This is a genomic window from Pedobacter sp. 22226 (assembly GCF_052045455.1).
Lineage (GTDB): Bacteria > Bacteroidota > Bacteroidia > Sphingobacteriales > Sphingobacteriaceae > Pedobacter > Pedobacter jeongneungensis.
The window spans coordinates 555,894-582,399 of the sequence record NZ_JBQEPB010000001.1 but is presented as its reverse complement, the minus strand read 5'-3'; the positions used below and the strand labels follow the sequence as shown (position 1 = coordinate 582,399).

Below are 26,506 nucleotides of genomic sequence, written 5' to 3'. Positions count from 1 at the left end.
ACATTTATCGAAATCATCCATCTGGGAGCGGGTCAAAAATATAGTCATATCCAGTTTTCAATGACGCACGGATATTTGGCGCAATATAACCGGATTTCAGTTTATTATTTTTTTCTGGCATTTATCGTTTGAGATCCAGTCTCTGCACAATCGGTCAGAAACGCTATCTCAGCTGAAAAACAGCTCTCCGAGAGAACTTTTAAGTATTCCCGAAACATCAAGTATCCAGATAAAAGTAACAAGACAGGCTAGCCAGAGATATGGAACCAGCCTATTGAGAATAGCTGCATACCGATATCCAATACGATGGCCCAGACTTGCATTGATCAGTAGCCTTTTTTCAGCGCCGGAGAGTTCAAACATAACAGTAATACATCGGTAAACACATTTTGTTTTGGTCAGGATGTTTTGCCGAGATCAGCACCATCCCCGTTTTACCGGTGGTTTTCGCATAGCTGCCAGGTCCAAAAACCGGATAGGCCGTTCACTGCTGGCATAGCCATGAAAGTCAGCTGAGTTCTTTTTACCATAAGCTTTAAAAGGCAGGCATCATTCGTGATTGTTAAACGAAAAAGCGGTAAAGCAAACTAAATGGACATTGGCCATATTAAGATGTAAAGACATAAGATTACAGGATTTATAAAAATGCACTAATAGGCACCGCGATTTTTGAAGCGATCAGGTAGCTGACCAAAAAAGATGCCCTGGGTTATGCTAAACTTGATGGGCTAAAAGAAAAAGCGCCGCAGTGGATAGACAGGGCAAAAACAGCAAAAAATGATATTAAATCCTGGCATCTGCCCGGCTTTAAGGCAAAAGGTCCTTATTAACGGTTTTCGTTTTTAAACTGCTTTTATGGGCAGTGTCCATGCAGGATACCGCTCTTGTTTTTTTTCCGGAATGCAGATAAATTTGTTGCACTGAAAACCTTTTAGGTATTTTTTGTGTATTAATAAATGTAAGGGGTGAGAGCCTTACATCAACAATAAGTTGATAGCGTTAATTTAAATGCGGATAACCATTCATTTGGTTATCCTTTTTTTTGCCGCACTTTATCCCCAGCGCACCACAGCCGCTGTAAATGCCCGTTTTCAGCATGGCCAAAACCGCTCTGAAAACTGACTGAGAAAGTGTAAGGTTATAGCATTACCCGGAATAGCTGTAGGAAGCCAACTGGTCAGTTGACCCGGTGATAAGGCGGTACGGTTTAAAAAACCCGTGCACATGTACCCTATCCGCGGGTTATCATCCCGTGTGAAATATTTTTTAGAAAATTAAAGATGTTAAAGATCAGTTCAGAGCTTCGCCATGTTCTACCTCCGTACTATCTTGATTCTTTTTCCCATTGGGATCAAAATGCCCGTAGGTAATTTCCCCAAAATCCTCATCGTAACTGCATGCCACCGATGCCAGCATATTCCCTATCTGTTCCATAATGTCTTTTTAAGCCATAACAGGCCAAGTGCCAGATTGTTTCGACAATTTCAAAATTATAGCAAATATACGATCGCATCCATTAGGTGAATTTGTTAAGGACAAGGTAAATACGCTGGACTTACACTGCAGAAGTTTGTGTGCAGATTTCCTTTAGTTCACGCGAGAGCATTCGCGTGGTGAAATGGAGGCCAATCAGCTGCTCAAGCGGACGGTAACCCCAACAAGTCTTGTCATGGTCGAATATTCGCCTACCGACTATTGCCATTCCTTTGCCGATATTATCCTCCATATGATCAAATGGGGCAAGGAACACCGAAAAAAAATGACTGGAATGCCCCTTTCAGCTTGACACTGGTCAGCTCATCAAAAAGGCCCTCTGAGGTTTCGGCAATCGGTGCCAGCTTCCCCTGTCCCACATTTATGAAAACAGTATCTATCCCACCGGATTTTGATTTTGTTCGGGCATACAATTTTTCCGGACCGGAAAGGTTATTCACATCGCCACGGACCGCGTAAGCCATCGGCCCAATACTGGCGTTGCTTCTTCAAGGAATTGCTGGTTACTTCCGAAAGTGACAAGCTTTGCACGGTTTGCAATAAATTCCTTGGCTCCCGCTAAACCGATTCCACTGCTGCCGCCCGCGGTTAAGGCAACCTTGTTTTTTAATTTGTCCATTATTGAAAGTTTTTTAGCACCTTCTGTCACTATAATATGGACAGCCAAAAATTGGGCCTGTCAGAAAAGTCTGAACGCCTTTTTCCGGGCGGCTTTAAAATTTTATGCCTTTAATAGGCGGATGCAGCATATTTTGATTCCGGAGTATCGTTCACGGATTAAATTTACATGCTATGGACCGACCGGGCTTTGCTGCGCGCGCCGTTCCAGATGATGCAGGCCAGCAGGACTGCTATGGTGAGGTAACAGGCATAGCGGATGGCCTGGAGATGGTCTGCCCGGTTGGCGACCGAAATGGCAAAAAGTGCCCAGATGCCGACCGAGGCAAATTCGCGCAGGTTCCTGATGATGACCATGGTGATGTTGATGAGTCCGGCGATGATAATCATGGTAATTGCCCATTGGGTCTGTGAAATGCCCCAGCCGTTCCAGCCGGTTTTGGTGAGGTAGGCTGAAATGTTGGCAATCAGTGCTACACTTATCCAGCCTGCATAGATGGCAAAAGGCCAGTAGATGAAAAGGTAGCTTTTGAGCGGATGGGGATCGAGTTCCATTCTGGTGCGGATGATGATGGCAATTAGACTGCCGAGCAACAGGACCATGATGGTAACCGAAAGACCCAGGTAACCATTGAGCCAGGCGATGACCCAAAGGGAATTGGCCAGGCATGAAAGTAAAAATAAAAGACCGATCCTGTTCAGGATTGTTGCAATATGGGCATCTCTCCTATTGATCAGCGAATAGCAGGTGAAACCCAGCAGACCAAGATAGATCAGTCCCCAGATAGAAAAGGCGTAACCTGCCGGGGTGAAGTAATTGTTGTATTTTGCTGAGATTTCCCTGATCGTGGTTCCGCTCAGCAGCCCTGCGCTGGAGAGGTAGTTGATGGTTATGGTAAGGATGAGGGCGGATAGGTTCAGGATAAGCAGGGATGTTTTTACGCGTTTCATATTGGGATGGGTTTGTTGTATGCTTTTTCATAATAAGCCGGAAAAGGGTAAATTGTTTTGTTGTTTTTTTGCTTTATCCCCAAAAGGTTAATGGTAGCCTGGGGCAGGTTTAGCATACTGCCTCTCCGGGAATACCATTTTTTTCCGGGAATAATTTACCGGAGTTTTCTCTGGTTAACTTCTGATCTCCCTGCGCATGAAAATATAATAGGCCAGGGCAAAACAGGCAATGCTGCCGGCCAAGAGTCCGCTCAGCTGTGGCCAGACAATTACCAGGCTTTCTCTGAAGGGAAGCGGTGAGGGAATGGCGCCGGAAAGGTGCTCCATACTCATCGGACCAAGACTTCTGATGGAAGGCATAAGCATCGTGGTTGCAGCATCGCTGTAGAGCTGGCCCGGGGCAATGCGCATAATATCCATGATCAGCTCATTATAGCCCATAATCTGACTTTGGCTGAGATATGCCGGATCGGGTAAAAAGGCCCTGATCACCAGGTTGACCAGCATTGGATAAAATACGGTAAAGAACAGCCAGATACCAAGCGCAGTCAAGGCAGAAGTTGCTGCCTGCCGGAAAGCAACCGAAAACAGGATGGAAAGGCTCAGATAAAAGCCGACATAAACCATTGTGAGCAGGGTAAAGCCAAGGATCCTCAGAAGCTCCTGGGGTTCGATCCTTACCCCGGTAAACAGCAGTCCCCCGCCAATCATCAGCAGTGTCAGGGAAATGAACAGTGTGGAGATGATCAGCATTGCGCTGTAAAATTTGGCAAGCAGGATATTGTCACGGTATATTGGTTGAGCCAGTAGCCTGGTAAGCGAACCGCTGTTCTGCTCGGAATTGATGGCATCAAAGCCCATGGTGATGCCAAGCAACGGTGCCAGGAAACCCATCAGCACATGGAAAGGTGGCATCGAGCCATCTGTTGCACTGAGCAGCTTGAGGTACAAAAAGGCATGGTCCGGGTCGTTGGAATTGGTAAAAGATGCCCGGATGTTGGACATGGAGATGTACAGTGAGGCAAAAAAAGTAAGTACCACAAGGGCAAGCAGCAGGATAAAACGCCAGCTGCGCACATGGTCCGACACTTCTTTCCCTACCATCACCTTAAAAGGACTGGGCTGGTGAGCTTTCCCCGATTTATTTTTGTCTTTTGCCAAATAATGGCCTGCGCTTAATGCTTTCATTATCCACTTTGAAATTTGTGTTGTTTTCGAAATATTTCCCATAGATTTCATCCAGTCCGTATTGTTTGCGGCTTACCGCCTGGATGTCTTCTCCCAGTTCGATAATCCTGCGGATGAGTTTCGGGGTGATGTCCTGGGCGGTATTAAATTGCAGCCTGTCCCCCGTTACAGTCAGGTTATTAATTTCAGGCCAGGTGCTGAAAATACCTGTGAGGGCCTCTCCATCCTCCGGTATGCGGGTCAGCCGGATAAGGGTTTCTATTCCCGTGTTTCCGAAAAGCCGGGAGGAAAGGGTATCCAGATCGCCGGTTGCCAGCAACTTTCCCTCAACGAATATCCCTACCCGGTCGCACACCTGCTGAACGTGGTGGAGGTGATGTGAGGAAAGCAGCACAGTCAGCCCCTGTTCCTCCCGGAGCGAGCTGATCAGTTCCAGAAACTCCTTTACCCCGGCCGGGTCGATTCCCAGCGTGGGCTCATCCAGAATGATCAGTTCAGGCGCTTTGATGAGCACTTCTGCCAGTCCCAGCCTTTGTTTCATGCCACGTGAATAGCTTGAAGCCGGTTTATCCGCAGCTGCCCTTAACCCCACGGTTTCCATTACATCCCTTGCATGTTCAGCTATACCTTTTTCGGCCATTCCGTTCAGCCTTGCGATATAAACCAGGTTTTCCAGGCCCGTTAACTGGGGATAAAAGCCCAGATTATCGGGCATATAGCCTACCTTTCTTTTTACTTCGATAGCTTCGCGGCCCGCATCGTGCCCGCAAACGGTGGCCGAGCCGCTATCGGGTTCAGTGAGCCCGAGCATCATGAGTATGCTTGTGGTCTTACCTGCACCGTTCGGGCCGAGCAGTCCGAATATTTCGCCACGCTGGATCTGCAGGTTGAGCTTATCAACGGCGATATGTGAACCATAGCTTTTGCACAGGTTCTGTAGATCGATAATAAATTCCATCTTTCCGGATTAAGATTTTTAAGTTTCCCAAAAAGTGATGGCCTATCTCCTACCGTATTTACGGATCAGCAGATAGACGGCCAGAACGGCCAGGGCGATGGTCAGGATACCGATCCAGCCTGAAAGCACGGAAGTTTTGACAAAGATCCTAAAGGCGGCCTGGGCGTTGGCGTTATTTCCTCCAAGGCTAAAGGTGGCGCTGTAATCTCCGGCAATAGTTTTATCCGGTACTTTTAGTGTTGCTTTGACAGTCATCTTCTTCCCCGCATCCAGTCTTTCAATCTGGCTGGGCGAAAAACTCGCTTCCCATCCGCTGGGCAGTTGGGGGGAAATACTCAGTGAGGACAATGGTAAGGTACCGGTATTGTGCACCTCAAGCTCGATATCCTTATGGGCTCCGGAGGTTAGTTCTTCACTCAGCCTTCCGCTGGGGGTACCAAGGCTGACACCATAGGAGCCTTTGACAACAGCCTCCAGTTGGAGCTGTAGGGTTTGAACGGATGATACCGCTTTGAAGGGAATAATGTATTTCCCCGCCGCAGCATTACCCGATGCGGTGATTTCGATGGCAATTTCCCGGGTCTGACCGGCAGCGAGATTCACTGAGGTCACCTGGCTTCCATCTACCCGATAGCTGATCTGCCATCCTATGGGCAGATCAGCCCTGAGTTCATAAAGCTGCTGGCCAGCCGTACGGTTATACAGCGAGGCTGAAAAGCGGAAAGGTTCGTTGGTCGCCGATTCGATATTGATCAGCTTGGCAGATAGTCCTGGCGTGCCTTCAGTGGCCTTTTGTTGCTGCCCATGGAGCGGTTTGGCCGCAATGAAAAAAGTTGATAATAAAAGTGTGCGGAATAGTCCCTTCCGCAAAGGTTCGGGTAGTAATTGTGCTGACATGATCTAAACCAAAAATGTTAATGATTGCTCTAAAAAATGTTTTCTGATCAACTTATCTGATTAGGCCCCAAAACAAAAAAAAGTTGGATTTTTTTCAAAATAATTTAACATTTTTTAACAAGTCAACTTGGTAAAGATGGTATCGGGATACGTCCCGGAGGTATGAACATTACTGTCCTTTCGCCTTTTGGCCCCTTAAGGTCATCATTGTGCCGGTGGCAATCGCAGCCATTTTCCCGTCATTCCGGGTAATCTCACATATATAATGGCTGATATTCTTCCCGTTTTGCAGGGCCCGGGCTTTTGCGGTCAGTACATCACCGAATACAGGCCGGTAAAAATTGATTTTAAGCTCTATGCTTGTGAAAGATTCACCCTGGGATAAAAGCGTAGCCTCATATTCAGCCTGATTGTAAATGTCGGACTGAATGAAAGCTTTAAGCTATTTGGACTGGCGGCTGCCCTGGGGTGCTGCGTTGTCTGTTGCGGTTTTCAAAGATGAAAAATGAGCGGTATGGTACTGTACTGATCGGCCCTGGAGATCAGCCAATAAGTGGCCGTCTGTTTTTCATTAACGGGTGTGCTTTTTCCGGCTTAAAGCGATCACTTTTTGCGCCCTAAAACAGCACCCGGCTGGTTTCAGGCTGCTTTTAATGTTGATTGAATTTTCCCAGCGCGCACAACATCCATTTTTTTGCCCACCCGGCCTGCAGGGTGGACCACAATGGCCTCCAATGATTTTGTACATAAAACATTGAAATATCCGATTATAATCTTATTTTCAATTGGAAATCGAGGCACAAAAACCTATTAAACTTAATATACAGCGGAACAAACGTTATGAAATTCATCTTTATCCTACTCCTTTTTATTTCTTTCAACGCATCTGCCCAAAAACTGGAAATACTGCTGATCGGTGTTTCCCATGATTACGGCAATTACCAAAAGCAGGATTTCTCTGATATTTACCGCAAAATACAAAGGTTTAAGCCAACAGCATTTTTCGGGGAATTTCTAAGTAAGGAAGATGAAAAGAATCTGATGGATTACTGGTGCAAGAAGGACAACCTGAAAAGACTGAAGACCCTTAGAAAAAACAGGAATATTCCAACAGACCGGCTGGCGAAAACCATTGACAGTTTAAAGGCGCGCTGTCTGCAGGCCCCTGAAAACTTCAGGTTGAAGACAGACCTTGCCCATGCCTACTACCTGGATCAGGATGTTGCCAATGGCCACTACCAGTATTGGCAGGTTTTCAGCCGGCTGAAACAATCTCCGGACAATGGGTTGCTGGCCTATGTCGATGGATTGCTCAGTCCGGAATCGGATACCACGGGGCGGAGCATGAGAAGATTAAAAAATTCAGAATACGCACTAATTGCTTTCCCGATGATGCAGAAAATGGGAATCATGGAACTATTGCCCATGGATTGCCAGGACTACGACCTCAACTTGAATGCTGCTTGGTCTGTGAGCGATGAAAAATTCAATACCTTCAAAGAGGATACCTCCGCAATCTTCAGGCGGGAGCTAAATGAAAAGCTGTCCAGAATAAATGCAGGTTTTGAGCTGTATGATAAAATTGAGAAATCTTCTTCGCGGGTAACCGAGTGGCTGAACACAGCTGAGGCTGCCGCAATTTCTTCATCCGGGGACTTCTATCTGCCGGAGCTGTATGATATGAAGAACTTTCCAAAGGAGGAAATGCTATCCAAGATACATTGGTGGATGATGAGAAATCAGGAGATGTGCAACAATGTGGTAAAGCTTTCAAAAAAGAAAGGGCTAACCAGGGTGGTAGTAACGGCCGGTGCAAACCACCGCAGATATATGCAGGACATTTTCGAAAAGATGACCGGGGTAAAGGTCAGAAATATTAACCAGGCAGAATAGCTAAAGCAAATCAAGGGAGGGCATGGTGCTGTAGCTTGGCTACAGGCAATTACGCAAAAGCATGTGCCGGCTAAACTGAACCTTAAGGAACTTGTCCACATCCGCGTTTCCGGAAAACAGCCGAACCGGTGGCGATGGCAATCGTGTCTTATCAACCACTCTTCCACCCGGTTTACTTACCGGGTTGTCAGGACGCAGCGTTAATCCCGAGCGTGCCTTTCCATAGCGTTTATCCGCCCGGTTCCATGATTGCAGGCTGGAAAATTACCCCTCAGCTCTCAGACAACCAAACACGGCCTATCAGCTGGCAAAAAACCTAACATATACAAAAATCCCGATGTAAAACAGCATTGCAAGGATGAGCAGAATGCCCATCACAATCCCCATCATCTTCCAGAAGCCCATTTTTGCAGAAACGCGCTGAGTGGTTGCCAGCTTTCTGCCCGGCCATAAAAATCCAATGAGTATGATCGAGAGTATCACAGCTGCAAAAACCCGTAGGCGGTAAACCTGGTCTTTGAAATGCATCCACCTGGCCCTGGACTTTTCCCTGGTTGGGATTGCATCGGTAGAGATAAAGATATTGCCCAGAAAAGACCGCGCGTAACCGGTGGAAATCTGCTTCTTACCTGCAAGATAAAAGTAAACGTAGGGCCTGCCCTGCAGGACAATTGATCTGTCCGCTATTTTCAGCGTTACCGCAGTATGGTCAAAGCCGCTTTTATAAAATACTTTACGCACATCGGTCACCACCGCATCGGTATGTATGCTGCGCTTGATGCCACAGCTGATCAAAAGATCACCATTGACAATAATATAATTGCTGGACAGCAGCCACATTGCGGTATAGACAACAAAATAACCGATTATACCGTACCATTTTTCCTTTTTGACCGCCACCGTCCTTGCCGCCGCATAGGAGCTTAAGGGTATTACCAGGAAAAGTGAAATTATCCATACCGACCCTGGGGCATTATCGGTATAAATCTCCAGAAAAAATCTTGACAGCACATATACGGCCGCCCATATGGAAATATATGCGATGAGAAACGGTTTTTCAAGTGGACGGAGAACTTTTTTCAAATGTATAAGGGATCTTGGAGCAAAACTATACCGTAAAGATAACCGATCTGCTCAATAATAGCGCATATGCTGAAAAGGCAAGGTAACCTGCCATCTGCAAGCTGGCGGAGCAGCGGTCATTAACGCAGCTCCCCCCGCTCAGAGCGGGGTCAAAGATAATCCAGATCAGGCCGGGTTGTTTTTTACACCGGATTTCATTAAACTTGAAAGTATCCAATAACTGATGATGTATATACCCCCAAGCGAAAGAATGAAAAAAGTCCATGTGTGGATCGGGACCACCATGGCTGACGAAGAAAATTTCTATGCCTATTTCAACCAGGACGAAGATATCAGCCAATTTTCGAAGGACCTGGGAACCGGTGAAGAGTATGATGAGGACTTTATCGGAATATTACCGCTTTTTAAAAGCCAGGTACCTGTTGTCGAAGTGCTGGTAAACCAGATCCCGATTGCCGTTAGAAGTATAATCTATGCCGCCGCATCCTGCGAACGTTATGGTATCGAATCCGTGAACGCAGCTTTTTATCTCACCGATTCTACCGTAAATGTTCCTGATGCCGGTCCAAAAAGTTATAACGGCTTGCGGTACGTAGGCGTCTTCGACAGTGCCCTATAGCTGATGTGGATGGCTGTAAAAATAGATTGCACAGTTGTCCAGCTCCGGGCACAGCCAGCCAAACCGGTGCCCTATAAACGGGGCCTTAACTTCCAGGCACTGTTTCTGTTCGAGCAACAAAGTCCCTAGCTCACTATAGCTGACCTGGTGTTCAGCTATATTCTGATCAATCGCCAGGGACGCGGCAGTAGCCACAGATCCGGCCAGAATCATAAATACCGGTTCGATACGGATTGAACCATATGCAATATGCGAGGAAGACAGGCACGCCGGGACCAGGAGGTTTTTACACTCGTTTGCCCCGGGCATGATCGCAATCATAGGATATGCTGTAGGACCTGGGGGCACACCGATATCCCCTTGATTCTGCAGTATGGTTATTGATGTGAATGGAAAAATCACGCGTTAACTTACGCCCCCCGGCGCGGAATATTTTATGCTTTTGCGCGTACCCATCCAGGAATATGCCGCATCGGATAAATTACTTTATACGCGATCAGCTATTTAACGCTTTTTTTTTGTCCTTTTAAAATCCGTGGCCTATCCTGCTTTCGTAAATGCAGGAAACAGAAACTCAGGACATGAAAAAAATTCTTTTATCAGCAGTGGCTATAGTAGCAATTGCTTTTGCAACAAATACTTCCCTTCAGGCACAATCCATGGAAAAAACCAAAATGGTTGGCGGAGCAAAGATGTACCCATCAAAGGATATTATCGATAATGCGGTGAACTCCAAGGACCATACCACATTGGTTGCCGCGGTGAAAGCTGCCGGCCTTGTGGAAACCTTGAAGGGCAAGGGACCTTTCACCGTTTTCGCGCCGACCAACAGTGCTTTTGACAAACTGCCAAAAGGTACGGTAGAAACTTTGCTTAAACCAGAAAACAAGCCTACACTGACCAAGGTGCTGACCTATCATGTTGTTGCGGGCAATATGGACAGTAAAGCTATTGCAGCTGCAATCAAAAAAGGGAAAGGGAAAGCAGAATTCACAACCGTTGAGGGCGGTAAACTCTGGGCATGGATGGAAGGCAAAAAGCTGATGCTGAAAGATGAAAAAGGCGGTATGGCCACCGTGACCATCGCTGATGTCCACCAGAAAAATGGCGTGATCCACGTGGTGGATACCGTGCTGATGCCAAAATAACCATTAGATATTTGATGGCCGCCGGAATACCCGGCGGCATTTTTTCTTTTTTCCAGCGCAATTGCCAGAGCTTACCGGAATATCCGAAACTTATTGGCTTTGAGCGTGTTGAGACTAAGGATTTACCGCTTATGATTGCATTTATACTCACCCAGCCCCAATCCGGAATACAGGAACCTGTTAGCGTCCATCCGGAAAAACAGCTGATAGAAGGCCTAAAAAACCATGATGTTGCGGCTTTCAACCAGCTTTACAGGATGTATGCGGCCACCCTGTTCGGAGTGATCATGAAGATTGTCAACCAGCAGGAAACCGCCGAGGACCTTTTGCAGGAAGCTTTTTTAAAGATCAGGCGCCATATCGGCAGTTATGATGGCGAAAAGTCGCGTCTGTTTACCTGGATGATGAATATCTCGCGGAATACCGCGATTGACCACCTCAGGCTGAAATCCTCCAGGCAGCTGCGCTCCACCATGGTCTTTGAAGATGTGGAAAGGGAGCTTGAACACTACAGCCATTCTTTCAATACCGATACGGTGGGGGTAAAAAAACTTTTGGAGGGGCTTTTGCCCAAACACAGGCAGATGATCGATCTGTTTTATTATAAAGGCTATACCCATAGTGAAATTGCAGAACTGCTGTCCATGCCGATCGGTAGCGTAAAGACCGCCATCCGCCTGGCCATACTGAACCTGAGGGCGGTTTTTGATGTCAGCTAACCTTTCAATTGACCTGGTAATTTCCAATAGGCCAGTTACGGGCTGCTTTATTCAGCGAGTACCTTCAGCGAATCGGTCTTTATCCGGGAACGTATCCACTTTTCCATCCGGCCCCTTTCTGCAATATCCATTTTAGACGATAGTGATGCCGAAAAAAGCGTGATGGTATCCTTTTTGGATGAATCTACCCTTAAGTAGACCACATTGGACAGGCTATAGGATTTTACTTTTGGGAATAATACCTTGAGCTCGGCAGATACATCGGGAAAGGTCTGCCCGGCTGTTTTTACAGTTACGGCCTTTTCTTTCCTCTGTCCCTTGAACACGTCTTCCAATATACTGGCACGGATCTGCGAAAAATCCACCTGCTGCCTTGCGCTGAGGCCCTGTCGGATGCGCAGCCGGCTGCCCTGCAGGCGGTAATCCTTTAAATGGTTTTCTATTTTTTTGATGTCCTCCCCGGAGAGTTCCTGCCCGATCAGCAGCAGATCGATTTCTTTACTTTTTGTGCTGTAGCGGAATGACTTGCTGACCACCTGTGTATTTTTGAAATTGAATTCCCCGTTGATAAAGGCCTGCGCATTGTTCTCAAAGATGCTTTTCTGTACGATACCGTAGGCCAGATAGATGCTGGGCAGTATCGTGATGAGCACGGAGACCAGGATATACCTGGATACTTTTTTTTCGGTATTCCTGTCCTCGAAATGTTTTTTATCAAAGCGCAGGAAGCGGATGATCAGGTAGGTGGATATGCAGATGAAAAGGCAATTGATGAAAAACAGGTAAATCGCGCCAAGAAAATACAGCCAGTTGCCGTTGGCAATACCATAACCTGCGGTGCAGAGGGGCGGCATGAGCGCGGTGGCGATGGCCACGCCCGGGATGACGTTACTTTTTTCGGTCCTGGTCACCGCAATAATTCCAGCCAGCCCTCCCGCGAAAGCGATAAAAACATCCCAGATCGAAGGGGTGGTACGGGCAAGCAGTTCACTCTGCGCATCGTGCAGCGGAGTAACGTAAAAATAGAGCGTAGAGGTTACAATACTGAATATGGTGGCAATGAGCAGGTTCCTCCCTCCTGTTTTGACCAGGCCGAAGTCGTTGGTTCCAATGCCCAGCCCGATACCCATAATTGGCCCCATGAGCGGCGAGATCAGCATGGCCCCGATGATCACGGCTGTGGAATTGACGTTGAGTCCGATGGAGGCGATAATGATGGCAAATATCAGTGTCCAGAGGTTGCTGCCCACGAATATGGAGTTTTTGGAAATGGAGCTTACGATCTCAGCCTCATCGGCTTTGTCCATCTGCAGGTTGAACCTTTTGGAAAAAAAGGAACGGAATGCCCTTGGAAGTTCTTCTTTGTTTTCTGGTGTACTCAAAACGGTTTAGGGTTTATCTTTATGCAGGATAAACATATCTATGCGCTTTCTGTTTTATCCAATGTAAATTAGCGGCAGCCCGTAACACCTCCGGCTGTTTTGTAACCAGATCCCATGAAAGAAAAAACACAGACCCCGATAGAGAAAATCATTGCACCGGTAAACCGTTTCATCCATCTGGAGTATACCAGTGGGATTGTGCTGCTGCTGGCGGTGGTGATCGCGATTATCTGGGCCAATTCATCTTTTAGCGAAAGCTACCACCATTTGTGGGAAAAACACCTTTCCATCGCCTTTGACACCCATACCTTGAACAAACCCCTGCACATCTGGATCAACGACGGACTTATGGCATTGTTTTTCTTTGTGATCGGACTGGAGCTGAAAAGGGAGTTTATCGATGGGGAGCTCTCGACGGTCAAAAAAGCGGCGATGCCCATGGCGGCGGCTTTGGGCGGGATGCTGGTCCCTGCCTGTATCTATTATCTGATCAACATCAACAGCGGTGGTGCCCATGGCTGGGGAATCCCCATGGCTACCGATATTGCCTTTGCACTGGCGCTGTTATCCATGTCCGGGAAACAAATCCCTCCGGCGGTAAAAGTCTTTCTTTCCGCACTTGCCGTAGCGGATGACCTTGGCGCGGTACTGGTGATTGCTTTTTTTTATACGGCGCAGGTCAACTTTATGGCGCTCGGTATTGCCGGACTTTTTCTATTAGTGCTGCTTATCGGGAATAGGCTGGGCGTGCGCAGCAGTGCTTTTTACCTGGTTTTTGGGATCTGTGTCTGGATCGGCTTTTTGCTTTCGGGCGTACATGCCACCATTGCAGGGGTTCTGGTTGCCTTTACCATTCCCGCGGTAACCCGGGTGGAAGAAAAGGTCTATGCCGAGAAGCTAAGAAAACTTTCCTTTGATTTCGAAGAGGAAATTCCCAACAACAGTACGCTGACCACTCCTGCCCAGCACCATATCATCCGAAAGGTGAAGCAGCTGAGCCTGGCGGCCGAAACCCCGCTGCAAAAGATCGAGCATAGCCTCCATCCTTATGTGGCTTTCCTGATTATGCCGCTTTTCGCACTGGCCAATTCAGGGATCGTCATCGGTGCCGATATCTTCACGGCTATCCTGAACCCTGTATCGATCGGGGTGACGCTTGGCCTGGTGGTGGGGAAGTTTACCGGGGTGCTGCTTTTCTCTTTTCTGATGGTCAGAACAGCCTTGGGCGCACTGCCCCAGGGCGCGGGCTGGAAGCACATGGCGGGGATTGCATTGCTTGCCGGTGTGGGTTTTACCATTTCGCTGTTTATCAGCGGACTAGCATTTGAAGATGCCTTACTGGTAATCCAGGCCAAATACGGCATCCTACTGGCATCGCTCGTTTCGGGCAGTTTGGGTTTTCTTTCCCTGAGGCTATTGAAAAAAGATCGATCAGCCATGGAAGGATAAAGAGCGGGGTACTGTTTGCAATATACCGGTGAATGATTTTTATACCGTCAGGGTATTGGCTGATCAAAAATCTGAGCAGCCAACTGATTTAGTGTCCCTAATCTGGACATCAAGCCGAAAATAAACGGGTATATGGATCCTTTACCACGCAGAGAACTTATTGCTTTTTACCAAATGCCAAAAACTTAACCACTTTTCTTGCCGCTTCCCAGGGCTGTCTATACGCATACATCAGAAAAATAATCATTTTTCCGTAAAACAAATGTTACATTCCCAAAAGCTTTAGAAGCTGAATTCCAGACCATTCCTGTTGCTTTTGCTAAACTACAGTCCTGGTTACCTCATATGTAAGCACTTAGCCGGACTGGATCGTCGTATGGGCCGTTGAAAGAAAATTTCAGCAAGTCCAGTATGCCAAAACATTCAATTCGACCTTTGATAGAGCCGTTTCGTATTTGTAAATTACCACAAAACAAAATCAATGTCTGAATCATTATATATCCAAAGCTTTATCAGGTATCTCACGGAAATGGATCCGGGCCTGAAGCAGATCGGGAAGACGGTAAGCCGCTATGTCAAAACCTTCCATTGTCCCGCGGGGTCGCCATTGGAGATAAACCAGACTAAAGAGATACTTTACATCTTTAAAGGTCTGATGGCAGGCCATCTTATCTCCGAATCACCCAAAATTACCTGCTGGCTCGCCACAGCGCGTGAACTGAGCCTACCGGGCATTGCTAAAAGCCATGGTGATAAAATGGATGTGCAGGCCTTTGCAATTGAGGATACCGAGGGCCTTTTGGTGAAACTGTCCCTCTTTACGCATTTATCGGCCGGGCGGACGGGGAAATGCATCGGTGATATCATTTTCCGCAAATTCCTGCTGGCTGCAAGTGCTGATGCAGTGATGGTCAGAAAATCCATGCCATCTCAAAAGCTTAAATATTTCCACCAAAGGTTTCCGGGCCTTGCCGACCGTGTTCCGGATAACGAGATTGCCAGTTACCTGGGAATCAGCATCGATGATCTTGATGCAGCCAGAATGGAAAGCGGAAAACATTGATCCTGATCATCTGCACCAACATTTTGGGAGGCATATCCTCCGGCGATACAAACGTCCGCCCGCACCACCCTGCGAGCAGATTTTAAGACTGTTAATCAGCGTGCCCAGGCCGCCGTTTGCACAGGATATTTTCGCCGGGAGATAAACAGTTGGTCCTGACGGGTATTGTGAACACCATAATCCTGCATCCGCAGCCATATCCCGGAAAAAAAAAATGGGGATATTATAGTCCCCTGTTTTCCTAGCTCCCTTCTGCCACATGCGATATATCTTAAAAAAAGGACTATTTTCCTGTAAAAGCCGATATTTAAGCCATGATCAAACGCGTACTGCAAAACCATTTTTCGCTTCTCCATGTTGATTATGTCAAGCTCACAAGGAAATGGAACTACAGAAATGTTATCAGTCCCTATTACCGCATCTATTATATCGATGGCGGCACAGGCGAGCTGTCCGATCAGGCACAATGCTTGAAGCTCGAAGCAGGTTATCTGTACATTATTCAGCTTTACCCTTTGTACCCTTCGCTGTGATGATTACCTGAGCCAATATTTTGTGCAGTTTTTTGAGGAATCGGTCGATGGCGCCTCCCTTTTTGCAAGAAAGAGGGCTGTGTGCAAACTCAAAGCGGCACCCCTGGACATTGCACTAATCTCGCGCCTGCTGGAAATCAATCCCGGCCGCGGGATCAACCGCTCTGATGACCCAAAAATATATGAAAAAAACATCTTTTACAGGGAATACCAGGAGCTGAACAACCGGCAGCACCAGGCAGCTTATCTTGAAACACAGGGTATAATACTTCAGCTCATGGGCAGGTTATTGGGGCCCGAGTTACCGCGGGAAGATGTCCTGTATCATACTTCCAACAGGATTGCCGAAAGCATAAATTATATTTTGTTGAACCTGCACAACAGACTATCGGTGAATACGCTGGCATCACGTATCAACCATCACCCTGATTATTTTTCCAGGCTGTTCAAAAGTTTCACAGGCGAACGCCCGGCAAGCTATATACTCGGGAAAAGGATTGAACGCGCCCAGTACCTGCTTGCCTCCGGTCAGCTGAGCTGTTCGGAAATTGCGGCACAGACAGGTTTTGACCATATCTCCTATTTTTCCAGATCCTTTAAAAAATACACCGGAATGTCGCCGGGAACCTATAAAAAGCAAATTTATAGGTTAGGCTTCCCACTGTAGACATTGGCTGGACCGGTAACCCGGCAGATGGCCATGGAAAATAAAGGCGGCTTTTTCCCGCGTTCAATTCCGGATTATATTCAATCGGATACATTTGCCCTGCCTGAACATAGCCAGATCAGGTTATCCCCTCCTGTGCCGCAACTGTCCGGTGCCGCACCAGAACCGGAAGGACCATGTACACCATAGCGCCCTTGGGATTAAAGCGGCATGTACCGATCCATTCGCATAGGCACCAACCTGACCGGAAAAGCCCCCGTTACTTCAAGCTTAGTTAATCCGGAGCGCATTGGCATAGAAAGCCTGTGGCAGACTGGCAGGAAAGAAGACTTTTAGGCCCCGCGGGGTCCTTTCAAACCGCAGATTTTCCCCGCTGGCAAGTAACCGGATATTATTTATTTTCCCCGGATATTCCGGAGCACCCTCGGCCAGGCTGGAGATCACCACCCAACCCTCTTCAGGCCAGCCCATAACTGTAGCAAAAAGTTCCTTTTCTTTAATGGCAAAGCGGATATCCTGACTATTAAAGGCTTTACCCTTACCTTCATTGAATCCCTGGGCATTTAATACAGGGGATACCTGCTGAGCGGGACCTTCGCCAAAAATCTTCCACGGTCGGGTGCCATAAATGCTTTCGCCGTTCGCTTTCATCCATACCCCGATCTCTTCAACGGTCCCTCTCTCAAGCTCATCAATCGTACCATCACCGCGGACCGGGATATTAAGCATGAGATTGCCATTTTTGCTTACTACATCGATCAGGGTATGAATGATTGTTTTTGCAGTTTTATAACCTTTTCTATCATAAATTCCACGGTCATAATGCCAATCGCCGATACAGGTATCGGTCTGCCATGGCGGTGGCTCAATGTTGTTGCTCTGGCCCCGCTCTATGTCCCACACCATAGCTTTGCGCTGCATCTGGTTTAGTATTTTTCCAGTAATCACCGCATCAAGCCTGCCTTTATCCCTGATGCTCTTGTTATAAAGATGCGCAGCAATTTTTAGCCCGGCATCACTGACCGGCCACAGGGGCAGTTGCGAATCATCAAAATAAACCATATCCGGATGGTATCTATCGATCAGATCGATTGTGCGGTTATAAAACCTGTTAATGTATGTGCTGCTTGGCGGGGTAACACCATTGCCCCAATCCCACTGCCGATGGACCGCATTGTTATCAAGGCTGTTCCGGCTCAACGGATGGTTTTGCGCGTAAAGCTCCTGCGGATCAAGACCCTCCCACCAATTACCCCCACCATCAGCTTTGGTCAGTCTGCCATCATACGGAACGCCGGCCATTGAACCGTTTTTATCCGCACGCTGGCTGGTTTCAAACCAGCTCCAGGCGTGTGCAGCATGCACACTGACCCCGAATGGCAGTCCATGTTTTTTAGCGGCAGCAGCCCATCCACCAATGATGTCTTTTTTCGGCCCTACTTTGGTCGAATTCCAGTTCTTCTGGTATTTACTATTATATAGATCAAGATTATCATGGTGGTTGGCGAGTGCCATAAAATATCTCGCCCCGGCACTTTTATATAGCGAAACAAGCGACCCGGGATCCCAGTTTTCCGCCTTCCAGGTATTGATCACATCCTTAAATCCGAATCTGGAAGGATGTCCGTATTTTTCAACATGGTACTTATATTTCCAGCTCCCTTCCATATACATTTCCCTGGCATACCAGTCCCCGGCTTCCGGCTGACATTGGGGCCCCCAATGGGCCCAGATGCCAAATTTGGCATCCCTGAACCAATCTGGTGCCTGATAATCGGTAAGTGAATCCCAGGTGGGAGAAAATGGTCCGGCAATAATTTTCTCTATAAACTCTTGCCTCTCTCCCCTAGCTGGCTGGAATCCGGAAAGTTTATCGGCAAGTAAAACTGCTGGGATGCCGATGGCAAGTTTTTGGATCAGTTGTCTGCGGTTCATAAATCTGCTCAGTATGATTTGCTGAACAAAGCTATGACAGCAGGAGCAGGAATCTTTGTAGTTTCCGGACTTTTTTTTGAACAAATCCGACATTTCCCTAAACCCCGAACCGGTAGGGGATTTGGCAATCATTCCCTTCCAATTTCTGCAGATAAGGTTTATCCCTGTTTTTTCTGTGATTTGCAAAGGATTCAGTAACCATACCATCTGCAGCGGGAGAAAATTGCGGAAAAACCTTTATGCCAAAAATGGGACTAAGCTTTCTCTTCTTATCGACCTCCCTGTCCTATATTGCTGTATCTTGATATTTCCCCACATGATAAGCTTGTCCCCAATCTTTGAAAATACCCTGATACCCCCCATCCTGTGAGATGACCAGTCCCAAAGAGCTGATTTTACTAAAACTGTAAAATCCGTTCCGCTCCAAACTGTACGCGAATCTGGCTGCCGTTTTTTTTTGCTAAATCATTCCTTTCCCCCGGAACGCCCAGCCTTCTGGCTACATATTTTCTTCTTCCCCGGGGCGCTCCGTTTTCACAGGAGCAGAATCCGAATCTTATTTTTTTGCGCAGACCGATCATCGGTCAGCTTCTTTCCATAAAACCTCAAATCCATTAAAAAACGTCTGGAAGCATTTAAATCCCATCAGATGGATGCATCAGAGATTGCTGGGATAGAAAATCTTCGATATCCCAGCCTGATAAAAAGCGACTCAAACATATTTTTATAATATATGTTGTTAGCAGGGCGGGTTATGCCGAATATCGTTCAGTATAAATGAAGATATTTCGGTACTTTTACCCTATTCCACCAGGTCTGAAAACCGGAATAACTAACATTTATTTATATTAATTTGAACGAGAAATTCCCCTACCCCCCAAACGAATCCAGAAGGCTGGAAATCCTCAATGATTACCAGATTATGGATACCCCCAAAGAGGATGATTTTGATGGGATTACAAGGCTGGCTTCCGAGATCTGCGGGACACCCATCGCACTGATTACCCTACTGGATGAAACACGTCAATGGTTCAAAAGTTCGGTTGGTTTAAACGTCGAAGGTACCCCCAGGGAACATGCTTTCTGTGCACATACCATCGTTGAGCAGTCGGGCGTAATGGAAATTGAAGATGCAAGGACAGACAATAAGTTTTCGGGAAATCCCCTGGTACAGGGCGATCCCGGGATTGTATTTTATGCAGGTGTATCATTGATTGGCGAGGAGGGAATGCCGCTCGGCACATTATGTGTCATTGATAGGGTGGTGAGAAAACTCTCACCGGAACAGCTCTCCGCCATGCATACCCTGGCCAAACAGGTCATTGCGCAGATAGAACTGAGAAAAAAAATCCGCAGGCTAAACGAGGCTAACCTGCAACTCCGGGAAACAAATGAATTTATGCAGCGTTTTGCAACAACTGTGGCACATGACCTTAAAAACCCGTTGAGCAGCATTTCCATGAGCGCCGAGATGCTTATCCGCCACCTGCAGGAAAAAAATGATGAAAAGGGTACCAGACTTGCATCCACAAATCTGAATTCTTCAAACAAGCTTACCCAGTTGGTCAACGATATGCTGGATTATTCCTTACGGCCCGAGATACTCATACAGAACCATTCAGATATATTCCTGGAAGATTTTCTGTCCAAAACCGTATCCATGATCAGCATGCCTGAAAATGTCCGGATTCAAATGCCGCATGAAAATCTGGTGTTCAGGACTTCTGAAATAGCGCTCCAACAGATTTTCATCAATCTGCTGACAAATGCCGTCCGTTATAATGATAAGGGCACCTGCGAAATCGCTATTAGCTGCTCGGTTAGCAAAGAGCAGATCAGCTTTACGGTATCCGATAACGGGATAGGGATACCCCAGGATGCTCTGGAGAGGATTTTCACCAAAAACGTGACTGTCAATGCGGCCGATTGCTTTAACCAGACCAGTACCGGGAACGGGCTCCATACGGTCAGATTCCTGATCGAAAAACTTGGTGGCAGCATATCGGTAACCTCCCAAATTGCTAAAGGCAGCTGCTTTTCATTCAACATTATCAACACTCCGGGATAACCTCAACGCAACAACAGCAAACACAAATTTATTGGATGCCCCGCCGGCAGGCTTGTCCGGTCCTGATGTAGCTGGAGGTTAAAACTGCATTAGCTACAAAAAGCAAAGACAGGACAAGGATTAGACATTTGGAAAGCTTTGGGTTGCCATCCGGAATTTAGTTCGCTTTCGCCCAATCAATCGATAGACAAACAATAAATGCATTTAAATCATCATGCACATACTTTTGGCTATATACATTCTGTCAGTTAAACAGTTAACCACAAAACCGGGCAGTAACCGCAATTCCCATCCATGCCACCGGCCATATAACAGATTAGATTCGATCAGCAATTTAAAGGCTTTCAAACGGTACAGCAGAGGTACATTCGTTTTGCTGGTCGGGTCGACCCGCAGTGAGGTAAACTGGACATCAGGAAACTTATCTACATCTGCGATTTCGGTTCCGGGAAACAGCAGTACCGGTGGTCTGGGCAATTCGACGTTTTTAAACCACTCTTCCAGCTCATTTATTTCCTGCATTGTCATGCCGCAAAGTTAATTGATAGCGTGGTTTTGCTAAAGGGATTTTCCAAGGACTTATCCGGCTGATCTCCCGGTGGGGCATAGAATATGTACAGGGCCAGGATCTGTTTCAATCATTAAATAAAGTATATGCCGGACAGGTCATGGTCATCGGCCATCTGCGTGCCGACCGGAAACTTTGATTATCACAGATTCCATCGCCGGGGCGGGCTTTATCGCAATATTATCGCTTTTTAAAAGTCAGGTACCTGTTGTGGAAATTTTTGGAATCCAGATCCCGATTGATGTTAGAAGTATAATCTATGCCTCCGCATCCTGTGAGCGTTATGGTATGGAATCCGTAAACGCAGCTTTTTATCTCACCGATTCTACCGTAAAGGTTTCTGATGCCGGTTCAAAAAATTATAACTGACAGCGGGATATAGGCGTATTCGACAGTTCCTTATAACTGATGTGGACTACTTTGAAAACAGATTGCACAGCTGTTCGGCTTCGGGCACAGCCAACCAAACAGGTTCACTATAGACTAGTCCTTAACTTCCAAGCGCTGTTTCTGTCCGAGCAATAAAGCCCTCAGCTCACTATAGCTGACCTGCTGTATGCCTATATTCTGATCAATCGCCAGGGACGCGGCAGTAGCCGCTGATTCGGCCAGAATCATAAATACCGGTTCCATACGGATTGAACCGTATGCAATGTGTGAGGAAGACAGGCACACGGGCACCAGGAGGTTTTTACACTCATTTGACCTGGGCACGATCGCATCATATGAAATGCTGTAGGGTCTGGGTGCCTTCACACCGATATCCCCTTCATTCTGTACATATCCCTCTGCTGTAACGTAACGCTGCACATTATGGGAGTCCAATGCATAGGAACCCATACCGATCGGCCTGGGAACATCTTTTTTCCCCAAAACCTCGTGTTCGGTCAGCACATAACCGCCCACCATCCGCCGGGCCTCCCGTACATAAATCTGGTATGGCCAATTTCCGTTATCGGCAAACTCATCTTTTGCAAGCCCCCACTTCTGCATTGTCGTCCTGTAAGCTTCCGGAACCCTGCTATCATTGGCCATAAAATACATCAGTCCTTTCTGGTAATCTTCATGCGCCTTTATGATCTTTTTTCTTTCTTCATATGAAGCTTCGGGATATCCATAATTCATACCAAGAAAATCTGTGCTGAAAGGGCCATGGTTATTGGTATCCGTTTTTCTGTTCGGTATTGGATCATATTTATCAAAAAGCTCATTCCAGCCGCTCTGAAAAAGACGCACCAGTATTTCATAGTCGGCCGGATCATAGTGATCAGGCCTGGCAAAGGCTTTCCGGTTTTCAGCTTTATCGGTAAGGCACATCCTGTAACAGTAAGCCTGCAGTTTACCGTCACCGCTACCTTTCACGCCAACGGGCTCACCGGACACACCGGCCAGCAGCCCGCTGCTTTTATCACCCGGGATACGGTACGGGCTGATTTTTGCTGCAAAATGATGGTTGTGCTGAAAAACCAACGGCTGGACACCATTCCAGGTTTCCTGATATACTGAATTTGCTTCCCTTCCGATGTGATAGCTTACCCCGGCAGCGGCCATCAGGTCGCCCTCATAGGTTGCATCAATGAACATTTTACCTTTGAAATGTTTGCCGGACAATGTCCGGATGGCTGAAATAATGTTCTGCTCCTTCCCAACCCCATTTTTTCTATCCAACCATTCCCCCCGGAATACCTGGAGATTATTTTCTTTCACGAAATCCTCCATGATGGATTCGGCAACATGTGGTTCAAAGATCCACATGGTCCTGTCAGCTCCATCGATGGCAGGTGTACCCTGTCCCTTGTTACCGTATTCTTCTTTCTGCTGCCATTTCCATGCCTGGCTGTTCTGGTAATGCAGGTAAACCCTATGATAAAATTCCCTGGCTATGCCACCGATCACCGATTTGTTCCCGGTATCGGTAAAACCCAGTCCGGAGGAGGATAGTCCGCCCAGGTGTTTGTCCGGGGAGACCACAATCACCGATTTTCCCGAGCGCGAAGCCTGCACCGCGGCGATGATCCCCGCAGAGGTTCCCCCATAAACAATGATATCCGCCTGATAGGTCTGTCCGGTTTCCCCATGTGCAGAATGATATACTTTTGCCAGTAATAAAACGGCCAGCAGTAAGGTTTTCAAATATCGGTATTTCATTTCAGGATAATTTTTTTTTAAAATATTCAGGATACTTCTCTCAGCGTTTCCAACAGTTATTCTATTATTAAATCTAGCTGAAAAAGATCAGATTATCAGGAAAGATTACATTTTCAATCGGGATCTGACTGCCCGGTTGTTAAAAACAAATTCCATTTAAGTAGCAGACCAAACGGATTTCATCTAACTTAATGACCTCACAGATTAAAAAGGAAAAAAAGCGTCCCATGCCATCATGGGACGCCCACATCAAAGGACTAATCCTTGGGTTTGTGTTTGTGCGGTTTTAAAGGCGGATATTGTTCTTTTTTTTCAGGGGTGACCCTTCTCCTCCTGTCCAGATCACCGTCCTCTTTTTTAGGCTTGGGACCCGGCTTGATCGCTTCAACTGTTTTCATGCTCACATCTTTATTTTTTAGTCTGTTGCACCACGCAACAAATCTAAAATACGATACAGTAAAAGGTATTTAGCAGGGTTTCCCGTAAAAGCACGGTGCAACGCTTGCAGCGTTAAAATAGTCAGGCTATAAACGATCTGCGGGCTATTGGGCAGTCGTTGTACCAGCCCCCATCCTGGACTGGAGGGCACCGATCTTCAAAAGGTAATTGCCAAAACCATCAAATGCACCGATCCTGGATGTACAGATCGTTTCATAAACGCCTGTTGCAGACCTTAATGTATACTGCGAATATAGGCAGATCGGAATCTCCCTGTTATTGTTGAACCTCCTGTCCGGCCCACCGTTACGGTTGACACATTTCCAGGTATGATCCACCACCCTGGCATCGCTCGGCACTATCTCATCTTCAATGAAACGTGTCGTTCCCTGATCGATATGGAGATTCCGGTAAAATACGGCAGCAAATCTGTCGCCCCTCCTGATCAGCAACCGCTCAGGCAGAAAGAAAAGCTGGGTATTCCTTAACTTGATATGCGGTATCGCCACATTCGTTTTAAAATATCTGATCGGCAGGGCATTGGACGAGATTCCGTAGATGGGAACCCTGTTGATCAGCCTCCCAGCCCCTGCATTCCTTTTCCAGTCATGGTTCTGCTGGGTGTTAAGGTACTGCCATTTCCGTATGCACGAATTAAAGCTGTTGAAATGGGCGGCGAAGGAGCTGTAAACCACCCCCATCTGCTCATCCATTTCATAGGTCAGTTCCATTTCAAACCTTTTTCTGTCAACTTTGGACAAAAACCTGATGAAAAGGCTGAAAAGCACAATACCAACGCCAAGGATCCAAAAATAATATGGATTGATCAGATAAAATTCGGAAGTCGTTTTTCCAGGATCATCAATGATGGAGGTCCTGGCAAGCTTCTTTGAAACATAACCTATAGAATCCTGAAAACTTATTTTTAGCCATCCCCTTATGGTCGAGTCGAGTAAAGGAAATTCTTCGGCATCCTTTGCAGTCCCTAATATTTTTGCATCCGCAGCCGATAGTACTCGGATGTTGCAGCCCACATAGGAATCAATCCGTACAACATTTCTTTTTCCGGCTGGCTCCAGTACCACTTCCCTGATTCCAACTGAATAGTAGGAGAGCAGAACAAGGAAAATGATCATTGGCCACACGCCCAGCCATTTCACAAAGGAGATCTTACCTGCTTTCTCACTCAATTCCTCAATAAAAGCCCTGGAATCGACATCAGTCAGCTGACCGATATCTGCCGAGGTGATCGTATGCAATCCCTGATCTTGCACAGTAACGGGGCCAGGCCGATGAGCGTTAACTCCTCCTATTTTTTGTCTATAATAAATCCCATTGGCTCCAATGGTTACATAGGTCCCTCTTGGACCAGTACTGATCCTTGCGCCCCTAACCCCTGTCGAATAACTTATCCCACTATTCGAAAAATTCATACGCAGCGGTCCCAGTTTTATGGACCTACGGAACTATAATCCCATAATCAATTCTTTATTATGCTAAAATCAACATTTACCTCTTCGAAAAAATACGGTTTCCCCTAGTCTGTCATAAAAACACCTCATTAGAAACAGAGCTTACAGGCCCTATATTTATATTTTTTGATGGCATCTTCTTTACTGACCTTTATTACCTGATGTGTACAGGCCTGTATCCCTTTACAGCCATCCTTGGATTTGTGATAGGCTTGTGCAGTTGGGCTAAGGCATATATATACCTCTTTGCTATCAGGTCCCTTGTAAGAACATAGGCCCAGTAACAGAATCAAATTGAGCATTAATTTCATGATGATTTGGGATATTTTATTTTATAAACTGTTATATTCAAAATAACAGGTCGTTTTATTTTTTTCTACTGTTTTGACCGTACCTATAGCTGATAAACTGCAAATACAGGAATGTGATCCGAAATCTTCCTGGCAACCTTTATATCTCGAAACAACCGATAAAAATGGATCACCCCGGCTGCCTTAAGCCTAACCTTCAAGGCATCATAATAAAAGTTATCCAGTTCCGAAGCCAGGCATCCGGTACCCAGACAGGCCTGTCGCAGTGTTGTTTTTTGTTTTACAAGCGCGGAACGATATCCCATCGATTTCAGTGGATTGAATACGGTATGGGATTCTGGCAGGTTAAAATCACCGCAGAAAATCAGTTTGTCGGTGGGATACAACTCCGGCAGATACCTGAAATATTTAACCTCTGTCTCAGGATGGGCGAATTTGGTAATCGCATGAAAATTAACCAGCGTCAAAGTTTTCCCATTAACAGTAAAACGGGCAAAGAACGGTTCGCGCTCTATTTGCGATTCAAAATGTGGCTCAAGCCACCCCTTGCCTGATTTTAGCACCCTGGCGTCCTGCCAAAGAAAAGCATAACGTTCGGCCTTGTGTGCAGAGGTTCCCGAGGTAACCTCACTGATTTCATATTTCCACTTCCTGCTGTCCTTATTTAATTCGTTCACCAGTCTGCTTAAAGCCTTTGGTCCACCGCTGCCGGCCACGACCTCCTGTATCGCAACCACATCGTATCGGGCAATTACCCTCGCGATCATTTCAATATCCGCTGCGCTCTTTGAAACCCCAAGATCTTTTAGGTTCCAGGATAATACGCTAATAGCGGTCTGGGCATCGCAAATGGATATCCCAAAAAGGATATATAAGGTTAAGATCAAATATTTAAGTTTCATTC

Annotated in this window: 28 protein-coding genes; 11 read left to right on the top strand and 17 right to left on the bottom strand. The window is 46.6% G+C overall.

Annotated features, from left to right (window positions below; all coding sequences use genetic code 11):
• Positions 1-1,290: 1,290 nt before the first annotated feature.
• Positions 1,291-1,434: a hypothetical protein gene (locus tag ACTJKC_RS02480; RefSeq protein WP_440789965.1), complete on the bottom strand. Its 144-nt coding sequence runs from the start codon at positions 1,432-1,434 to the stop codon at positions 1,291-1,293.
• A gap of 184 nt (positions 1,435-1,618) precedes the next feature.
• Between ACTJKC_RS02480 and ACTJKC_RS02475 the strand changes: the two genes are divergently transcribed.
• Positions 1,619-1,786: a winged helix-turn-helix transcriptional regulator gene (locus ACTJKC_RS02475; protein ID WP_440789963.1), complete on the top strand. Its 168-nt coding sequence runs from the start codon at positions 1,619-1,621 to the stop codon at positions 1,784-1,786.
• Here the strand turns inward: ACTJKC_RS02475 and ACTJKC_RS02470 are convergent.
• The 7 genes from ACTJKC_RS02470 to ACTJKC_RS02440 all read right to left on the bottom strand — a co-directional run bounded on the left by ACTJKC_RS02470 (position 1,731) and on the right by ACTJKC_RS02440 (position 6,524).
• The gene (locus tag ACTJKC_RS02470) at positions 1,731-1,958 is read right to left on the bottom strand and encodes an SDR family NAD(P)-dependent oxidoreductase (protein WP_440789961.1); all 228 of its coding nucleotides are present in this window, start codon (positions 1,956-1,958) and stop codon (positions 1,731-1,733) included. The genes ACTJKC_RS02475 and ACTJKC_RS02470 overlap by 56 nt on opposite strands.
• The gene (locus ACTJKC_RS02465) at positions 1,931-2,113 is read right to left on the bottom strand and encodes a hypothetical protein (RefSeq protein ID WP_440789960.1); all 183 of its coding nucleotides are present in this window, start codon (positions 2,111-2,113) and stop codon (positions 1,931-1,933) included. The genes ACTJKC_RS02470 and ACTJKC_RS02465 overlap by 28 nt, the downstream gene beginning before the upstream one ends.
• Before the next feature lie 164 nt (positions 2,114-2,277).
• Positions 2,278-3,063, bottom strand: a complete 786-nt coding sequence (locus ACTJKC_RS02460) for a hypothetical protein (protein WP_440789958.1) — start codon at positions 3,061-3,063, stop codon at positions 2,278-2,280.
• A gap of 174 nt (positions 3,064-3,237) precedes the next feature.
• Positions 3,238-4,251, bottom strand: coding sequence for an ABC transporter permease (locus tag ACTJKC_RS02455; protein WP_440789956.1), 1,014 nt, complete (start codon positions 4,249-4,251; stop codon positions 3,238-3,240).
• A complete protein-coding gene (locus tag ACTJKC_RS02450; protein WP_440789954.1) occupies positions 4,205-5,209 on the bottom strand; it encodes an ABC transporter ATP-binding protein in 1,005 nt (334 codons plus the stop codon). The genes ACTJKC_RS02455 and ACTJKC_RS02450 overlap by 47 nt, the downstream gene beginning before the upstream one ends.
• 42 nt (positions 5,210-5,251) lie before the next feature.
• Complete coding sequence (locus tag ACTJKC_RS02445; RefSeq protein ID WP_440789952.1) at positions 5,252-6,106, bottom strand: COG1470 family protein; 855 nt, start codon at positions 6,104-6,106, stop codon at positions 5,252-5,254.
• Between the two features lie 169 nt (positions 6,107-6,275).
• Positions 6,276-6,524 carry a PaaI family thioesterase gene (locus ACTJKC_RS02440; protein ID WP_440790299.1) on the bottom strand — a complete coding sequence of 83 codons (249 nt, stop codon included), beginning with the start codon at positions 6,522-6,524 and terminating at the stop codon, positions 6,276-6,278.
• A gap of 422 nt (positions 6,525-6,946) precedes the next feature.
• On the opposite strand from ACTJKC_RS02440, the gene ACTJKC_RS02435 reads away from it, so the two are divergent.
• Positions 6,947-7,999 carry a DUF5694 domain-containing protein gene (locus tag ACTJKC_RS02435; protein WP_440789950.1) on the top strand — a complete coding sequence of 351 codons (1,053 nt, stop codon included), beginning with the start codon at positions 6,947-6,949 and terminating at the stop codon, positions 7,997-7,999.
• Positions 8,000-8,299: 300 nt separating this feature from the next.
• On the opposite strand, the gene ACTJKC_RS02430 is transcribed toward ACTJKC_RS02435, so the two are convergent.
• On the bottom strand, positions 8,300-9,082 hold the full coding sequence (locus ACTJKC_RS02430) for a hypothetical protein (protein ID WP_440789948.1): 783 nt from the start codon (positions 9,080-9,082) through the stop codon (positions 8,300-8,302).
• Between the two features lie 250 nt (positions 9,083-9,332).
• On the opposite strand from ACTJKC_RS02430, the gene ACTJKC_RS02425 reads away from it, so the two are divergent.
• Entirely contained in the window at positions 9,333-9,701 is a 369-nt protein-coding gene (locus ACTJKC_RS02425) for an immunity 22 family protein (RefSeq protein WP_440789946.1), read from the top strand.
• Here the strand turns inward: ACTJKC_RS02425 and ACTJKC_RS02420 are convergent.
• Positions 9,696-10,049 (bottom strand): FAD-dependent oxidoreductase, encoded by a 354-nt coding sequence (locus tag ACTJKC_RS02420; protein ID WP_440790297.1) that lies wholly within the window; start codon positions 10,047-10,049, stop codon positions 9,696-9,698. The genes ACTJKC_RS02425 and ACTJKC_RS02420 overlap by 6 nt on opposite strands.
• Positions 10,050-10,282: 233 nt before the next feature.
• Here ACTJKC_RS02420 and ACTJKC_RS02415 point away from each other — a divergent pair, with 233 nt between their 5' ends.
• Both ACTJKC_RS02415 and ACTJKC_RS02410 read left to right on the top strand, forming a co-directional pair.
• Positions 10,283-10,849 (top strand): fasciclin domain-containing protein, encoded by a 567-nt coding sequence (locus tag ACTJKC_RS02415; protein ID WP_440790295.1) that lies wholly within the window; start codon positions 10,283-10,285, stop codon positions 10,847-10,849.
• A gap of 14 nt (positions 10,850-10,863) precedes the next feature.
• Entirely contained in the window at positions 10,864-11,568 is a 705-nt protein-coding gene (locus ACTJKC_RS02410; protein ID WP_440789944.1) for an RNA polymerase sigma factor, read from the top strand.
• A 47-nt stretch (positions 11,569-11,615) separates the two neighbouring features.
• On the opposite strand, the gene ACTJKC_RS02405 is transcribed toward ACTJKC_RS02410, so the two are convergent.
• On the bottom strand, positions 11,616-12,950 hold the full coding sequence (locus tag ACTJKC_RS02405) for a TIGR00341 family protein (RefSeq protein ID WP_440789942.1): 1,335 nt from the start codon (positions 12,948-12,950) through the stop codon (positions 11,616-11,618).
• Between the two features lie 114 nt (positions 12,951-13,064).
• Between ACTJKC_RS02405 and nhaA the strand changes: the two genes are divergently transcribed.
• The 4 genes from nhaA (at position 13,065) to ACTJKC_RS02385 (ending at position 16,851) form a co-directional block, all read left to right on the top strand.
• Positions 13,065-14,399: a Na+/H+ antiporter NhaA gene (nhaA, locus tag ACTJKC_RS02400; protein WP_440789940.1), complete on the top strand. Its 1,335-nt coding sequence runs from the start codon at positions 13,065-13,067 to the stop codon at positions 14,397-14,399.
• A gap of 481 nt (positions 14,400-14,880) precedes the next feature.
• Positions 14,881-15,462 (top strand): hypothetical protein, encoded by a 582-nt coding sequence (locus ACTJKC_RS02395; protein WP_440789938.1) that lies wholly within the window; start codon positions 14,881-14,883, stop codon positions 15,460-15,462.
• Between the two features lie 612 nt (positions 15,463-16,074).
• Positions 16,075-16,662, top strand: a complete 588-nt coding sequence (locus ACTJKC_RS02390) for a helix-turn-helix transcriptional regulator (protein WP_440789936.1) — start codon at positions 16,075-16,077, stop codon at positions 16,660-16,662.
• 33 nt (positions 16,663-16,695) lie between these two features.
• Positions 16,696-16,851, top strand: coding sequence for a hypothetical protein (locus ACTJKC_RS02385; protein ID WP_440789934.1), 156 nt, complete (start codon positions 16,696-16,698; stop codon positions 16,849-16,851).
• 81 nt (positions 16,852-16,932) lie between these two features.
• Here ACTJKC_RS02385 and ACTJKC_RS02380 read toward each other — a convergent pair whose 3' ends face one another.
• A complete protein-coding gene (locus tag ACTJKC_RS02380) occupies positions 16,933-18,597 on the bottom strand; it encodes an alpha-L-fucosidase (protein WP_440789933.1) in 1,665 nt (554 codons plus the stop codon).
• 853 nt (positions 18,598-19,450) lie between these two features.
• On the opposite strand from ACTJKC_RS02380, the gene ACTJKC_RS02375 reads away from it, so the two are divergent.
• Positions 19,451-20,665 carry a GAF domain-containing sensor histidine kinase gene (locus ACTJKC_RS02375; RefSeq protein WP_440789931.1) on the top strand — a complete coding sequence of 405 codons (1,215 nt, stop codon included), beginning with the start codon at positions 19,451-19,453 and terminating at the stop codon, positions 20,663-20,665.
• A gap of 204 nt (positions 20,666-20,869) precedes the next feature.
• On the opposite strand, the gene ACTJKC_RS02370 is transcribed toward ACTJKC_RS02375, so the two are convergent.
• Complete coding sequence (locus tag ACTJKC_RS02370) at positions 20,870-21,187, bottom strand: DUF6965 family protein (RefSeq protein ID WP_440789929.1); 318 nt, start codon at positions 21,185-21,187, stop codon at positions 20,870-20,872.
• 181 nt (positions 21,188-21,368) lie between these two features.
• Here ACTJKC_RS02370 and ACTJKC_RS02365 point away from each other — a divergent pair, with 181 nt between their 5' ends.
• Positions 21,369-21,602 (top strand): hypothetical protein, encoded by a 234-nt coding sequence (locus tag ACTJKC_RS02365; protein ID WP_440789927.1) that lies wholly within the window; start codon positions 21,369-21,371, stop codon positions 21,600-21,602.
• 114 nt (positions 21,603-21,716) lie between these two features.
• Here the strand turns inward: ACTJKC_RS02365 and ACTJKC_RS02360 are convergent, their stop codons facing one another.
• The 4 genes from ACTJKC_RS02360 to ACTJKC_RS02345 all read right to left on the bottom strand — a co-directional run bounded on the left by ACTJKC_RS02360 (position 21,717) and on the right by ACTJKC_RS02345 (position 26,504).
• Positions 21,717-23,381, bottom strand: coding sequence for an FAD-dependent oxidoreductase (locus tag ACTJKC_RS02360; protein WP_440789925.1), 1,665 nt, complete (start codon positions 23,379-23,381; stop codon positions 21,717-21,719).
• Positions 23,382-23,638: 257 nt separating this feature from the next.
• Positions 23,639-23,779: a hypothetical protein gene (locus ACTJKC_RS02355; protein ID WP_440789923.1), complete on the bottom strand. Its 141-nt coding sequence runs from the start codon at positions 23,777-23,779 to the stop codon at positions 23,639-23,641.
• Between the two features lie 144 nt (positions 23,780-23,923).
• Positions 23,924-25,273: a DUF4236 domain-containing protein gene (locus ACTJKC_RS02350; RefSeq protein ID WP_440790293.1), complete on the bottom strand. Its 1,350-nt coding sequence runs from the start codon at positions 25,271-25,273 to the stop codon at positions 23,924-23,926.
• 412 nt (positions 25,274-25,685) lie between these two features.
• Complete coding sequence (locus ACTJKC_RS02345) at positions 25,686-26,504, bottom strand: endonuclease/exonuclease/phosphatase family protein (protein WP_440789921.1); 819 nt, start codon at positions 26,502-26,504, stop codon at positions 25,686-25,688.
• Between the last annotated feature and the right edge of the window lie 2 nt (positions 26,505-26,506).